We start from the raw sequence: 12,535 nt of genomic DNA, 5'->3' as shown, positions 1-12,535 counted from the left end.
GCAGCGTGCTGCCACTGATGCCGCCCCACCAGGACGGCTGCTGGGCGTGCCAGGCCAGGGTGTGAACTGACCGCGCTGCGGCTCGGTCGCGTCGGGCTTCATCTCGTTCTCGGCCGTGATCATGTTGAACTCACGACCGGCGATCGTCGAGTACGTCGAGTCACCCAACCGGCCCGCGGCGATCGCGGTGCCGAAATAGCGGCCCGACTGCGCCGCCGCCGCACCCAGGGTGCTGGCGGCCGCGTCGGCCGACGGCATCATCACCGCCGCCACGCCCACCGCGACGACCGCGACCACACCCGCGCTCAACGCTCTGATGATGGTCGATCGTCTGCGCCGGGTCCCGCCACGACGGGCGGAAGGTTCTCCAGCCACCTCGGTCTCCTTACTTCCGGTAATCAATGCATCGCGTTAGCGCTAACATCCACAACCGGGCGTGACCTTGGCACACCGGGGCGGCCGGCCCATCAGCGAGCGCCTGGCGGAACGTTCGCACTTCGGACCGCGAGGATTCCAGAACACATCACAACATTCAAGTCAGCCAACGCAAGACTGTTTCGAAAAACGACCATGATAATGCATCACAGCAGTTCAGAGCGGGTTCAGGAAAGGGACACGGAGCCGCCGGACGATCGAAAATTTCAGTCGCGACTCGGCGGACCGCGGACGCATAACACTTTTTTGCAGGACGATTCAGCATGGCGATCGGTTTCGAAAAAGTTGACGGTCCCGGCATCGTCGAATCACAATTCGTCAATCGACGATCATCGACACTGAGGGGTGCCATGGCCGGCTCGTACACGGGACGCAACGGTCGCACGCGAGCGGCTGCCACAGCCGGCGGCCTGGCCGCGGCCCTCGTCCTCGCCGGCGTGGTCCTGGCAACCCGGGCCCCCGCGCAGGCCGCGACCATCGTGCCGGGACAGAGCACGCCGATCGTCGGGGTCCAGTCGGGCCGGTGCCTGGACGTCAGCGGCGCCGCCACGACCAACGGCGCCCGGGTGCAGCTGTGGACCTGCACCGGCGGCACCAACCAGCGGTGGACGTACACGTCCGGCCGGCAGCTGACGGTGTACGGCAACAAGTGCCTGGACGCCTACGGGCGCGGCACCACCAACGGCACCGCGGTGGTCATCTGGGACTGCAACGGCCAGACCAACCAGCAGTGGACCGCCAACGCCGACGGCACCATCACCGGCGTGCAGTCCGGGCTGTGCCTGACCGCGAACGCCTCGGGCGTCGTGCTGTGGGCGTGCGGCGGTGGCACCGACCAGCAGTGGACCTCGCCCGGGTCAACCACACCCTCGTCCAGCCCTTCGTCCAGCCCGCCGGTGACGCCGTCCACGCCGTCGGGGTGCCCGTCGTCGGTCAACCCGCTGCCGGCATCGTCGATGACCGCGACCCTCGTGCGCGGCGGCTTCGCCTTCACCGAGGGACCGACCTGGGTCGCCAACCCCGGCTACCTGCTCTTCTCCGACATGCAGAGCCCGACCGGGTCGCAGGGCGTGCAGCCGTCGACGATCTGGCGGTACACCCCGCAGACCGCCACCTTCGAGCCGTTCATCCCCGACGCGGGCAGCAACGGCCTGGCCGTCACCCGCGACGGCACACGGGTCGTCGCGGCGACCCACGACCAGCGCAGCGTCTCCGCCTTCAGCCTGGCGGACCGCTCCCGCACCACGGTCGCGAGCGCCTACAACGGCCGGCTCTTCAACTCCCCCAACGACCTCACCCTCGCCGCCGACGGCACGGTCTACTTCACCGACCCGACCTACCAGCGGGGCAACCGCCCCGACGCGATGGGCGGCATGACCGGCGTGTTCCGGGTGCGCAACGGTCAGGTCGAGCTGGTCGACGGCAGCCTCCGGCAGCCCAACGGCATCGCCCTGTCCCCGGACGGTCGGACGCTGTACGTCGCCGCCATGGGCACCAACCAGATCTACAAGTACCCGATCGGCACCGACGGCAGCATCGGCACCCGCGGCGTCTTCACGTCGCTGAACGGCCCGGACGGCGTGACGATCGACTGCGCCGGCAACCTGTACTGGGCGTCGAACTCCGAGGGCACCGTCCACGTGTACACCCCGGGCGGCCAGCAGCTGGGCGTCATCACCGTCGGCCGCAGCACCACCAACGCGGCGTTCGGCGGCCCCGACGGCAAGACCCTGTTCATCACCTCCGGCACCGCGTCGGCGGGCTTCGGCATCTTGAGCGTGCGCCTCAACCTCCCCGGCAACCCGTACTGATGCCAGTCGGTCGCTCAATCAGCCGGGTGGGACAGGCCGCCGGCCCCATGGCACCGCAGCCAGTCCAGGGCCGCGATCTGGTCGACGAAGTTCGGCAGGACCTGATCGAGGCAGAGCAGTCGCAACGCGCGCACGACGGAGCCGGACGCGCTGACGACACACGTGCGCCGATCATTGGCGAGCGTCCGGTCACGAGCCTGCACGAGGATCTCGAGCGTCGCGGAGTCGACGACCGGTAGCAGGCTCAGCTCGAACAGCAGGTGCCTGCCAGGCGAGGGCTCAGCCTCGAGCAGGTCATGCAGGGCGGTGTTGTCCAGCAGGCCGAGCCCGCCCTTGAGATGCACAACGGTCACGTCGGACAGCACCTGGAGGGTTACCCGCCGTGCGGCGTCCGTCCGTCGGAGCCGTCCGACCGAGGAATAAAGCGTCTGGCCGATCGTGCCGGAAGGCCGGGGCGACACCACGCACCGACCGCAGGCGTGTGGCCCGACAGCGCGAGGCGCCCCGTGCCAACCGTCCTGTGTGAACAGGCTCCACGCGACATTCCAGTCGCGCATCGTCCCGGCAAGATTGGGGATCAGGTGTCCGCACTCGTCGCAGGCGAGGCTGAAGTCGGTGCCGTCGAGGCTCAGTACGGCGCTCATCGCGCACCGTCCGTCGCGGGTGCCCGCCACCAGCGAAGATCCTCACTCTGTCGCTCATTGATCAGCTGTCTGGACCGTGGTCGCAGCATGCGGTGCCGCGGCCGGTATCCGGACGGCCGGGCCGCGGTCTGGAGAATCTCCTCCATCCGCGCCGGCTGCAGCAGCTGGTACAGATGCATCGACAGCCCGCGCAGTGTCAACTGCCCGCCGCCGGCACCGATGGTGCGGTGCACGTCGACGAGGAAGGCGGCACCGGACTGGTCGACCGTCCGGCACGCGGTCAGATCGATGATGCAGTGCGCCGGCCGCATCTCGACCATGTTCTCGATCAATCTGTGGTTGCGGCGTACCGAGTTCTCGTCCAGCGTGTCGGTGACGACGATCTCGACGATGGCGTCCGTTGTGGTCGGCGTGGCAGGCCGCATGCGGCTCCTCCAACGGGTGTCAGTTCATGTCGTACGTCGGCCGTACGGACGGCGGGCCGTCGACGACGCATCACGCCGTCGGGATCGTTCTGCGATCCTGCACCGTGCCGGCGGGCTCGTACCGCCGCACGGTCGAGGAGATCGGAGCTACCGGCCCGGACTGGCGTCCCAGGTGCTTCGGTCGGTAACCAACCGGTGTTGGCGCCGCAGGCGGGACCTGGTTCAGCCGGGGATTCATGCCCCGGAGCGTCAGTCGCCCCCCCGGTCGCCCACATCCGTTCGTGCACGCCGGCGAGCAGCGCGGTACCTGTCTGGTCGAGCTCGGCGCAGCCGGCGAAGTCGACGACGAGATGCGCCGGTCCGGCCGCCACGGCCTCGTCGAGCAGTCGACGCCATCGGCGCAGCGTCGATGCGTTCAACGGGCCGGTGATGACAACCTCGATGTAGGGCACGATGGGTGTTGTCACGGCGCCTCCCGGCGGGTGTCCGATACGTGCATCACCCTGCGCCGTCCATGTGGAGAGGATTCGGCGGCCGTGTGACGGTTCCATGACGGTGCCCCGCCGCATGTGGCTTCGTCACTGGATCCGGTACGTGTCCGAAGGACGGCTGCCGTACCCCGGCGGACGTGCCGTCACGGTGGCTCCTCGGGGTACCGGATGCGCACCACCGGGAGCCGGAGGCCGACGTCGGGCGCGAGCGGACCGGCGTTGGTCAGGTCGGGCATGGCCAGGCTCCGGCCGAGGTTCGCCGCGGCGCGCGGGTGACGGTCGCGGTACCGCTCGAGCTGGTCATGGCTGTCCCCGGCGGACAGGATCTCCGCTCGGCCGGGCACGCCTCGCCAGCGTCCGGTCCAGATCCGCACGTCCGGATGCACCTCGATGTTGCGAAACCATTGGGATGTGCGCCCGTAGCCGGAGACGACGACGAGTGTGCCGGCGTCCCGCTCGAGCACCTCGAGGACGACGTGCCGGGGCTGCCCGCTGCGCCGGCCCCGGTGTTCGATCATCGCCAGTCGAGGTCCGAGCAGCCAGCCGAGACCGTGTCGATACATCGGGATGGGGGCCCGTGCAAGGCGTCGCGGGATACGCCGGGTCACGGGATCAGCCTCCTACGCCGCACGATCAGCACCAATGATTGTGCACATGCAACTATTGGTCGACTCTATCGCGGGATGCCGGTAGGCGTACAGCGTCGGGGTGCCGGCCGGCCGGCGACGCCGCCTGGTGGGGACGGTTGTGTCAGTACAATGGTTTGGCCCTGGCATGCCAGGGTTCAGGGTGTGCCGGGAAGTCTGGTCGGCGACTGCAGCATGCTGCCCAGCCGAGGGAGTGGCACTCGTGACGTGGGATGCGATAGGCAAGGACGTCGACGACCCGATGCATCCGGGCACGCCGCTGCCGCTGGCCCAGATCCTGCTGGTCGAGGACGATCCCGGCGACGTCGCATACACGCTCGACGAGTTCCGCGAGCACCGCCTTCGCAACCAGGTGATGGTGATCGGCGATGGCCGGCAGGCGCTCGACTACCTGGCTCGTCGCGGTGCGTACCACGACGCACCGACGCCGGACGTGCTGCTGCTGGATCTGAACCTGCCCGGCATCGACGGCCGGGTCGTACTCGACTGGGTGGTCAACGACCCGCGACTGGCACACCTGCACGTCGTCGTCCTGACGGCATCCGCCGTCGAGGAGCAGATGCTGCGGGACTTCGGCCTGCCCGCCGAGCAATTCTTCCGCAAGCCGGTCGACTTCGCCCAGTTGATCTGGATGATCCGTGGCGTGCCACGGTTGTCGATCGTCGTGGACCGCGACGACCCACCGCTGCGTCCCTGACACGGCCGCAGCGTTCAGATCGCGGAAGCCTCAGGGTCAGGATTCCGGTCGAGCGCCATCAACACGCCCATCACCACGGACTCCAGGCCGAACATGGCGGCCACGAACCATCCCAGCCAGAGCCACATGACGAGCCCGACTCCGGACACGACCGCGATGCACCCGGCCCAGACAGCGGCCCGCCGGCGCGTCCGGCTCCGGTACTCACGCGGCGGACAGGGTCGTAGACTGACGAACCCGGCGGTGAACCGCGGATCGTCGGCCTCGATGCGCCGCTCGATCTCGGCGAGCACGGCCCGCTCCTCGGGGCGCCATGATCCGCTCACCGCCCACCGACCGGGTGGGCGTCGTACCGCTGCACGCTGGGACCCTGATCGGTCACCGACGCGCAGGAGAAGCGTCGGGATGTCGAAGCGGCAACCGTCACCATGCTCAGCACCATACAATATTTGCATATATACAATCTGGTGTCGTCAGGTCACGTCGAGGTCCGGCGCGTAGGGCATGGCTCACCGGACAGTTGCAGCCATGCCACTATTGTCTGGTGCCACGGACTCCCGCTTCCCCGGACACGCCCGACGATGGGCTCGTTGACGCGCTGTTGTCGGTCAGCCGGGCGATGGTCGCACTCGCGGCCCGAAACCTCAGCCAGCTCGATGCCGACGTGACGTTGCAGCAGTACCGGACTCTCGTGATCCTGGCTTCCAGTGGCCCTCAGCGCAGCGTCGACCTGGCCCGACAGCTCAATATCGCGCCGTCGACCGTGACCAGGATGTGTGACCGGCTGACCCGGCGGCACCTGATCCGGCGGTTTCACCGGGAGGACGACCGCCGACCGGTCTGGCTCTGCCTGACCGAAGCCGGCAAGGACCTGACATGACGCTCCACACGCAGAACGCACGGTGGTCTCGAGGCCTTCGCGCAGGGAGCGGGCGGGCCCAGATACCCCGGCCGCAACCGGTGGCGCCGGACGGAGCCTGTCCGCGACTTCGTCAAACGCTGGGAGGAGCAACACCCGTGTTCAAAAACCCTTATGACGTATGGCATTGGCGGACCGGCATCGCAACCGCCGTGACCACCGGAACACAGCACCTGGCCGGCTTCGAAGTCCGCGCCACCGAACGCACGATCGGCACGGTCGCCGAGGACAGCGCCCAGCTCGGCACCACCTGCCTGGTGGTGGACAACGGCGCATGGATTCCCGGCCGCAGGATGATGCTGCCGGGCGGCACCGTCGAAGGCGTGGACTGCGCGACCGGCGTCGTCCGGCTGGACCGGACCGAGTCACAGCTGCACGACTCGCCGGACTACGGCCCCGAAAGGCTTCGGCCGACCCCACTACTACGACGTGGTCGCCCACTATCTCGCCGGCACGTACCGCGGCGCACAGCGTGTGCCGGGTGCCCGGTGCCGGACGCAGGGCCGGCACCCGGCACACCGACCCGGCGCAGTTGGACGGTGGGACGAGGCACGAGCCGCCGGTTGTCGTCGAACCGTCACATTTCCGTGGAATCGCCGCCATGCCGCACGAGCAGCATGGTGGCGGTTCACCGATCTGCGTCGACAGGGTCGGCGCGAGCGCACGGAGGAAGACCGGACATGACGATGTCGGACGCGCCGGACGGCAGCGACTTCAGCCTCGTCTGCGACGACTGCGGATTGATCGCCGGCCTGCTGCGCGCGCATCTGCGCAGTTGGGAGCTGGCCTGGCAGCAGTTCAGCCGGTACGGCTGGGTCGGAGATCCGCGCGCGGCCGGACCGCACCGTTGCCCGAGATGCCTGCAGCGCACCGCGACCTCGGTCGCCGGAGGTGACGTCGGCGCCGTTACGTCGTCCGGCAGCGGCCGAACGTAACGTGACGGTCGGCGCACATGTCGCCGGTGTTCACCAGGACTGCCCCACGGGCATCGCATCCAACCGGCACCCGGAGGCCGCCGGCTCAGATCGCCGACGGCTCCTCGTCAGCGTCGCCGTCACCGCCCAGCAGCACGACAGCGGCGACGGCCTTGAGCGTCAGCAGGAGACCCACGAACCAGCCCAGCCACACCCACACTCCGACGGTCAGCACCACCGCTGCCAGCGCAGCGGCCGTCACCGCCGCTCCACAGCGACACTGATGTTCCGCGACAGGGCGACGGCTGCCGGGCCCGGCAGCAGGCTCGAATTCGCCGTCGCGCATCCGCGCAGCCGGCTCGATCAGGCACTCCTGGTCCCAGGACGGCAGCTTGTCCCTGACGGAGTCGACCTCCGGCCGCTACGCCGCAACGACGCAGTCGATACGGTTGTCGGCACACAGCAATCGTTGCATGCATACATGGAAAGTGCAGCGACTGTCACCCCGGCGGCGGACCGTGGATCGGACATGATCGGACTTGCGGACGGAACGGCCCTGTGGCCCTGGACGCCAGCTCCTCGCCCATGGCACGGGCGTGCGCCGGCGGTACAGCAAGCAGTACGGCGCCGCGGAGCGCCCTGTGACAGTCGCATGTCAATTCGTCGGCTTCCGCACGAACCGCTGACAGCGTGGGTACCGAAGCGGTGAGTCGCGTCCCGGTGCTTACGGCGCCGATCAGGAGGTGAGCATGCAGACCCCGACCCTCGGCGGGAGGTACCGCTAGGCCCGGTTGTCTTTGCCCGCGTACGCCTTGTCGGCCAGGACCCGGTCCGGGCAGGCGGGTCCGCGGCCGGCCAGGACCGAGGCCGGGCACTCGGATCCGTTCCAGCACCGGCACGAACTGCGGGCTGTCACCACGACGCCCAGCAGTCAGCAACAGCGACAACGCCTTACGGCCACAGGTCCGAGCGGTTATCAGGCGACGTCGTACTGGTACAGATTGTATTTGATCATGATGCCGACGAGCTTGTCGGTGTACAGCGGGTCGGTGGCGTATCCGCCTTTGTGGACGGCTGCGGCGAACTGGTTCGGGTTGTTCGTGTACTGAAAGGCCGGGGCGTATCTCGCCAGGGTCTTCAGTGCCATGCCGTGGTCGCGGAACGACTCAGCCGCACCGGGATAGGTGCGGAACGACGCGGTCGTCGGGTAGCACACCCCGGCGGCGCATTCGGTGGTCGCCCATGAGGCGCAACCGCTGGCGTACGATCCGGGGTTGTTGTTGAAGCACTTCATGCCGAAGAAGTTGTTGTGCTGTGCGGTGAGTCCGCTGCTGCCCCACCCCGATTCCAGGATCGCCTGGGCCAGGGTGACGGACGCCGGCACGCCGGTGTCCCGCTGACTCTGCTGCGCCGAAGGGCCGTATTTGGCCAGGAACTGCACTGGGGTGAGCTTCGCGATCGGCCCCATCGGCACGGCGACAGGCGCGGCGACGACCGGCGGCGGCGCCGGTTGGGGCGGGGGCGGCGGGGGCGCGCAGACCGGCAGCCGCGGGTTGCCTGCCACATAGGCGTGCGAGACCCAGTCGCCGAGCATCGTGCGGTCCCACTGCGCGGTGCGGCGCACCTTGCCGCGCACGTACTGGCCGGTGACCCGGCAGGTCACGGTGATCTTCTGGTTGTTGCGCATGTACCGGGTGAGTGAGGAATAGCCCGTCGGTGCGCTGCGGACGTTCAGTTTGCCGCTGACCCGAACCGTGGCGACAGCAGCCTCGGCGGGCGCCACCTCGACAGCAAGCACAGCGCCGGTCACCGTCAGAGCAAGTGCGGGAGCAAGAACAAGCTTTGTTATGACGTGCAACATGAGTCGGCAAGCTTTCGGGCCGGGGCAATGGACCTCCCCAAGGTCCGCAGCAGCAGTTGCGGACGCCGTCTCCGCACCGTTGCGACCCGGTAGCCACCACCACCGCCGATGCTCGGCCCGCCCGATCACTGCACCGATGAGCGCCGAGCTGCTTCTGCGCTCGAGTCGCCGGCTGCACCGCTGTGCACGTGGCCTCGGAAACGGCATTCGAGCAGCACGGGACGTGGCGGCGGGAACCAGCCAGTATCGCACGGTGCAACGTGGTTGCACCCGCACGGCATATCAGGACGCAGCCACCGCAACCCATGGTGGAGCTTGCGCATGGTGACCACGGAAGGTCACCCGCCGTCGATGGCGTTTCGCCGCGGCGGCGCACCGGCGCGCTCGCGGTGTCGCACTACCGCGTGAGGAGGATGTTCATGCAGCAGCGCACCCGCACTGCGGCCCGCCGTTGGACAGCGACGGGTGCCGCCGGCGTCGTGGCCGTTCTGCTCGGCAGTCTGCAGGCCGCACCGGCGTACGCCGACGGCGCGATCCGTGGCACCGGCGGCGCTGGCGCCCTGAAGGACCGGTACATCGTCGTACTGCGCGACAACCCCGCCGACACCGCCGACGCGGCCCGTATCGCCGCCACAGCGGATCGTCTCGCCAAGCGGTTCGGTGGGAAACCCGACAAGGCTTTCAGTCGCACCGTCAAAGGCTTCTCGGTCCGGATCACCGAGGCCCGGGCCCGGCGACTCGCCGCCAACCCGGCCGTCGCCTACGTCCAGCAGGACCGCGCCGTCGCGGTGAGCGAGGTGCAGGGCCACGCACCGTGGGGATTGGACCGCATCGACCAGCCCGCACTGCCGCTGTCCGGCGCCTACAGCTACCCGGCGACGGCGGCGAACGTGACCGCCTACGTGCTGGACACCGGCATCCGCACCACCCACACCCAGTTCGGCGGGCGGGCCCGGTCCGGATACGACTTCATCGACAACGACACCACCGCCCAGGACTGCAACGGTCACGGCACACACGTCGCCGGCACCATCGGCGGCTCCACGTACGGCGTCGCCAAACGCGTCAACCTCGTCGGAGTCCGGGTACTGGACTGCACCGGCAGCGGCAGCTACTCCCAGATCATCGCCGGCATCGACTGGATCACCGCACACGCCACCAAACCCGCGGTGGTCAACATGAGCCTCGGCGGCAGCGGCAGCGACGTGCTCGACCAAGCCGTCCGTGCCTCGATCGCCAGCGGGCTCACGTACGTCGTCGCCGCCGGCAACAGCAACACCAACGCCTGCACCGTCTCACCGGCCCGTGCCGGCGAGGCGATCACCGTCGCGGCCAGCGACAGCGCCGACCGGCGGGCCTCGTTCTCCAACTACGGCGCCTGCGTGGACCTCTTCGCACCCGGTGTCGCGATCACCTCCGCATCCAGCAGCAGCGACGCGGGCACTGCCATGATGAGCGGCACGTCGATGGCGGCACCGCACGTGACCGGCGCGGCCGCGCTCGTCCTCGCCGACCAGCCGACGGCAACTCCTGCGCAGATCCAACACCAGCTGACCGCGAACGCCATCACCGGCAAGATCACCGGCCCTGGCACCGCAACGCCGAACCGGCTGCTGCACATCGCGCAATCGGCCGTAGCCGTACCGGTCAGTGCGCCCGCCCCGGTCGCCGCCCCGGCCCCGGCGCCGTACGTCGCCCCGTATGTGCCACCAGTCCCGTGCTGGCAGAAGACCAACGGCAACGACCTGCCCATCCGTGACCGCTCAACCGTTCAGAACGCCGTCTGGGTCGGTGGCTGCGCCGGCAAGGCATCCGCCCGCACCCGCGTCGAGGTCCACATCCAGCACGCCCGCCGCGGTGACCTGACCATCGAGCTCATCGCCCCGAACGGCACGAAGCGACGGCTCAAGGCCGCGAACCGCCGCGACAAGGGCTCCGGCGTCCACGCCGTGTTCTACACCAATATGTCCCGGGCCAACCGCAACGGCGGATGGAAGCTCCGGGTCCGTGACACCACCCGCGGCTACGTCGGCTACGTCGACAGTTGGACGATCACCCTGTAGAGCACCGGCACGGCTCCGGCATTCGGAGTCGACCTCAGGCAGCGCAGACGCGGACATGGCGGAGGACCACACCAACGCCCGCCATGTCCGCGTCACCACTCGCCTCCGGACACCCAGCCCGCGCCGGCGGCCGCTGATCCTGACAGCATGCCTTTCGTCCGGCGCGGTCACGCACCGCCACCCGCCTCCGGCCGTGCTCGGGTGGCACGCCCGGCGGTTCCGGTCGCCCCAGGGGTCAATCGTGCCACGGGTCCCGGACCTCGTCGATGCGCGCCGACCCGCGCGGCGATGCCCTCTGCCGTCGAACCCCTTGGTGCCCGGGACGCAGAACCGTACGCTCCAGATCGCGTCGCCGGCGGCGACCCCGCCGATGACCCGCGGATACAAACCGCCGGGCACGCCGAACCGGCCCGGCGACAACCCGATGATCTTCAGGGCACCGTCACCAGCGTCGAAGCACGCGATGCGGTCCTGTCCGTGGCGCGCGCGGCTGACGGTGCCCGTGACGTCTGTGCCGTGCTCGGCGTCGCAGCGCCAGCCGCAGTGAACGAGCAGGCCGGCTGCGCGATGGTGCACACCGTCGTGGTGGTGTTGTTAATGCGTGGGTCGGCACCCAGGCCGCTGGTGGTGGCCGCGACCGTCGTGGCGCTGACCGGTTCCGCCGTCATGACGGCTCGGCGGTCGCGCCGCAACCGCAAATGGCCCGGGGCGCGGCTTCAACCGCTGCACGGACTCTGCTGGTCGACCATGATTAGGGGAAGTCGAGCACTGGTTCCGCAACGAGGCGACGTTGTTCGCGCCGCCCGCGGGGCTTCCTGGTGCTGACCGTGATCCGGCCGAGGAGCCGCGACGGTGGGCCGTTCCGGCGGTACGTTGCCCGGCGGTGTGCTGATCTCACGGGTCACGCTGCACCGACGCGGCATACGGATGCGTGTTCGCTGTTCACGATGCACAGCGTCAGGCAGGCAGGCCAGCGGCAAGGCCGGACGCCTATCCGTCGATGGTGGCTGCGTGCCAGGTGCGGTAGCCGCCGTCGAGGTTGGCCGCCCGGCGGCCGAGGCCGGTCAGCAGGACGGTGGCGGTGTGGCCGCGCTGGCCGACCTGGCAGTAGACGACGAGGTCGCCGTCCGGAAGCTCGTCCAGGCGCGCGCGGAGCGTGTCGAGGGGCAGGTTGAGGGAGTCTGGGATGTGGCCGGCGGCGTGTTCGGCCTCGGTGCGGACGTCGATCAGGGTGGCGCCGGCGGTGACGGCGGCGTCAAGCTCATGCCACTGGACGGTGCGTTGGGCATCGGTGATCAGGTTGTCGGCGATGTAGCCGAGCATGTTGACGGGGTCCTTGGCCGAGCCGAACGCGGGGGCGTAGGCGAGTTCGAGGTCGGCGAGCTCGCCGGCGGTCAGGCCGGCACGCATCGCGGTGGCCAGGACGTCGATGCGCTTGTCCACGCCGGCACCGCCGACGGCCTGGGCGCCGAGAATCCGCCGGTCGCCGGGGTCGAACAGCAGCTTGAGCGACATCGGCTCGGCGCCCGGGTAGTAGCCGGCGTGGGAGGCGGGATGGGTGTGGACCGCCTGGTAAGGGCGGCCGGCAGCGCGGAGCCGTTTCTCGTTCCAGCCGGTGACGGCCACGG

At 69.2% G+C, this 12,535-nt stretch carries 14 protein-coding genes and 1 pseudogene; 5 read left to right on the top strand and 10 right to left on the bottom strand.

Translation table 11 applies throughout. The features are described from left to right. Nucleotides 1–309 (bottom strand): endo-1,4-beta-xylanase (locus tag OP18_RS49595; RefSeq protein WP_425388709.1); only part of this gene is annotated, 309 nt, incomplete at its 3' end. Nucleotides 310–872: 563 nt separating this feature from the next. On the opposite strand from OP18_RS49595, the gene OP18_RS62815 reads away from it, so the two are divergent. Then, nucleotides 873–2,246: an SMP-30/gluconolactonase/LRE family protein gene (locus OP18_RS62815; protein WP_389254792.1), complete on the top strand. Its 1,374-nt coding sequence runs from the start codon at nucleotides 873–875 to the stop codon at nucleotides 2,244–2,246. A 14-nt stretch (nucleotides 2,247–2,260) separates the two neighbouring features. Here OP18_RS62815 and OP18_RS49585 read toward each other — a convergent pair whose 3' ends face one another. The 4 genes from OP18_RS49585 to OP18_RS49575 form a co-directional block, all read right to left on the bottom strand. Continuing rightward, on the bottom strand, nucleotides 2,261–2,890 hold the full coding sequence (locus OP18_RS49585) for an STAS domain-containing protein (protein WP_156090350.1): 630 nt from the start codon (nucleotides 2,888–2,890) through the stop codon (nucleotides 2,261–2,263). Continuing rightward, complete coding sequence (locus OP18_RS49580) at nucleotides 2,887–3,315, bottom strand: STAS domain-containing protein (protein ID WP_033367613.1); 429 nt, start codon at nucleotides 3,313–3,315, stop codon at nucleotides 2,887–2,889. Before OP18_RS49580 ends, OP18_RS49585 begins: the two co-directional genes overlap by 4 nt. Continuing rightward, nucleotides 3,219–3,866, bottom strand: a complete 648-nt coding sequence (locus tag OP18_RS62810) for an STAS domain-containing protein (RefSeq protein WP_369335526.1) — start codon at nucleotides 3,864–3,866, stop codon at nucleotides 3,219–3,221. Before OP18_RS62810 ends, OP18_RS49580 begins: the two co-directional genes overlap by 97 nt. Nucleotides 3,867–3,949: 83 nt before the next feature. Continuing rightward, nucleotides 3,950–4,369, bottom strand: a complete 420-nt coding sequence (locus tag OP18_RS49575; RefSeq protein WP_081971815.1) for a nitroreductase family deazaflavin-dependent oxidoreductase — start codon at nucleotides 4,367–4,369, stop codon at nucleotides 3,950–3,952. 277 nt (nucleotides 4,370–4,646) lie between these two features. Between OP18_RS49575 and OP18_RS49570 the strand changes: the two genes are divergently transcribed. Further along, nucleotides 4,647–5,150 carry a response regulator gene (locus OP18_RS49570; RefSeq protein ID WP_245635804.1) on the top strand — a complete coding sequence of 168 codons (504 nt, stop codon included), beginning with the start codon at nucleotides 4,647–4,649 and terminating at the stop codon, nucleotides 5,148–5,150. Nucleotides 5,151–5,164: 14 nt separating this feature from the next. Here the strand turns inward: OP18_RS49570 and OP18_RS58985 are convergent, their stop codons facing one another. Beyond that, entirely contained in the window at nucleotides 5,165–5,443 is a 279-nt protein-coding gene (locus OP18_RS58985; RefSeq protein WP_033367610.1) for a DUF3040 domain-containing protein, read from the bottom strand. A 251-nt stretch (nucleotides 5,444–5,694) separates the two neighbouring features. Between OP18_RS58985 and OP18_RS58980 the strand changes: the two genes are divergently transcribed. Then, on the top strand, nucleotides 5,695–6,030 hold the full coding sequence (locus OP18_RS58980) for a MarR family winged helix-turn-helix transcriptional regulator (protein ID WP_052388543.1): 336 nt from the start codon (nucleotides 5,695–5,697) through the stop codon (nucleotides 6,028–6,030). A gap of 137 nt (nucleotides 6,031–6,167) precedes the next feature. Beyond that, on the top strand, nucleotides 6,168–7,004 hold the full coding sequence (locus OP18_RS58410; RefSeq protein WP_156090348.1) for a hypothetical protein: 837 nt from the start codon (nucleotides 6,168–6,170) through the stop codon (nucleotides 7,002–7,004). An 85-nt stretch (nucleotides 7,005–7,089) separates the two neighbouring features. Here the strand turns inward: OP18_RS58410 and OP18_RS58405 are convergent, their stop codons facing one another. From OP18_RS58405 to gsmA, 3 genes and pseudogenes are all read right to left on the bottom strand, one after another. Next, complete coding sequence (locus tag OP18_RS58405) at nucleotides 7,090–7,245, bottom strand: hypothetical protein (RefSeq protein WP_156090347.1); 156 nt, start codon at nucleotides 7,243–7,245, stop codon at nucleotides 7,090–7,092. Nucleotides 7,246–7,770: 525 nt separating this feature from the next. Beyond that, nucleotides 7,771–7,942, bottom strand: a pseudogene (locus OP18_RS61590) (IS5 family transposase); the annotation flags it as partial. A gap of 17 nt (nucleotides 7,943–7,959) precedes the next feature. Next, the gene (gsmA, locus tag OP18_RS62255; protein WP_279327261.1) at nucleotides 7,960–8,781 is read right to left on the bottom strand and encodes a sporangiospore maturation cell wall hydrolase GsmA; all 822 of its coding nucleotides are present in this window, start codon (nucleotides 8,779–8,781) and stop codon (nucleotides 7,960–7,962) included. Nucleotides 8,782–9,263: 482 nt separating this feature from the next. On the opposite strand from gsmA, the gene OP18_RS49545 reads away from it, so the two are divergent. Beyond that, nucleotides 9,264–10,907, top strand: coding sequence for a S8 family serine peptidase (locus tag OP18_RS49545; RefSeq protein ID WP_063745799.1), 1,644 nt, complete (start codon nucleotides 9,264–9,266; stop codon nucleotides 10,905–10,907). 990 nt (nucleotides 10,908–11,897) lie between these two features. Here OP18_RS49545 and OP18_RS49540 read toward each other — a convergent pair. Further along, a partial coding sequence (locus tag OP18_RS49540; protein ID WP_033367604.1) for a rhodanese-like domain-containing protein occupies nucleotides 11,898–12,535 on the bottom strand: 638 nt, incomplete at its 5' end.

The organism is Dactylosporangium aurantiacum (assembly GCF_000716715.1).
Taxonomy (GTDB): domain Bacteria; phylum Actinomycetota; class Actinomycetes; order Mycobacteriales; family Micromonosporaceae; genus Dactylosporangium; species Dactylosporangium aurantiacum.
This window is presented reverse-complemented; position numbering and strand designations above follow the sequence as displayed.

Bases quoted from the DNA above. Each gene is read 5' to 3' on its own strand.
- OP18_RS49580 (WP_033367613.1), bottom strand. From the start codon at position 3,315: ATGCGGCCTGCCACGCCGACCACAACGGACGCCATCGTCGAGATCGTC.
- OP18_RS49575 (WP_081971815.1), bottom strand. From the start codon at position 4,369: ATGTATCGACACGGTCTCGGCTGGCTGCTCGGACCTCGACTGGCGATG.
- OP18_RS49545 (WP_063745799.1), top strand. From the start codon at position 9,264: ATGCAGCAGCGCACCCGCACTGCGGCCCGCCGTTGGACAGCGACGGGT.
- OP18_RS62810 (WP_369335526.1), bottom strand. From the start codon at position 3,866: ATGGAACCGTCACACGGCCGCCGAATCCTCTCCACATGGACGGCGCAG.
- OP18_RS49585 (WP_156090350.1), bottom strand. From the start codon at position 2,890: ATGAGCGCCGTACTGAGCCTCGACGGCACCGACTTCAGCCTCGCCTGC.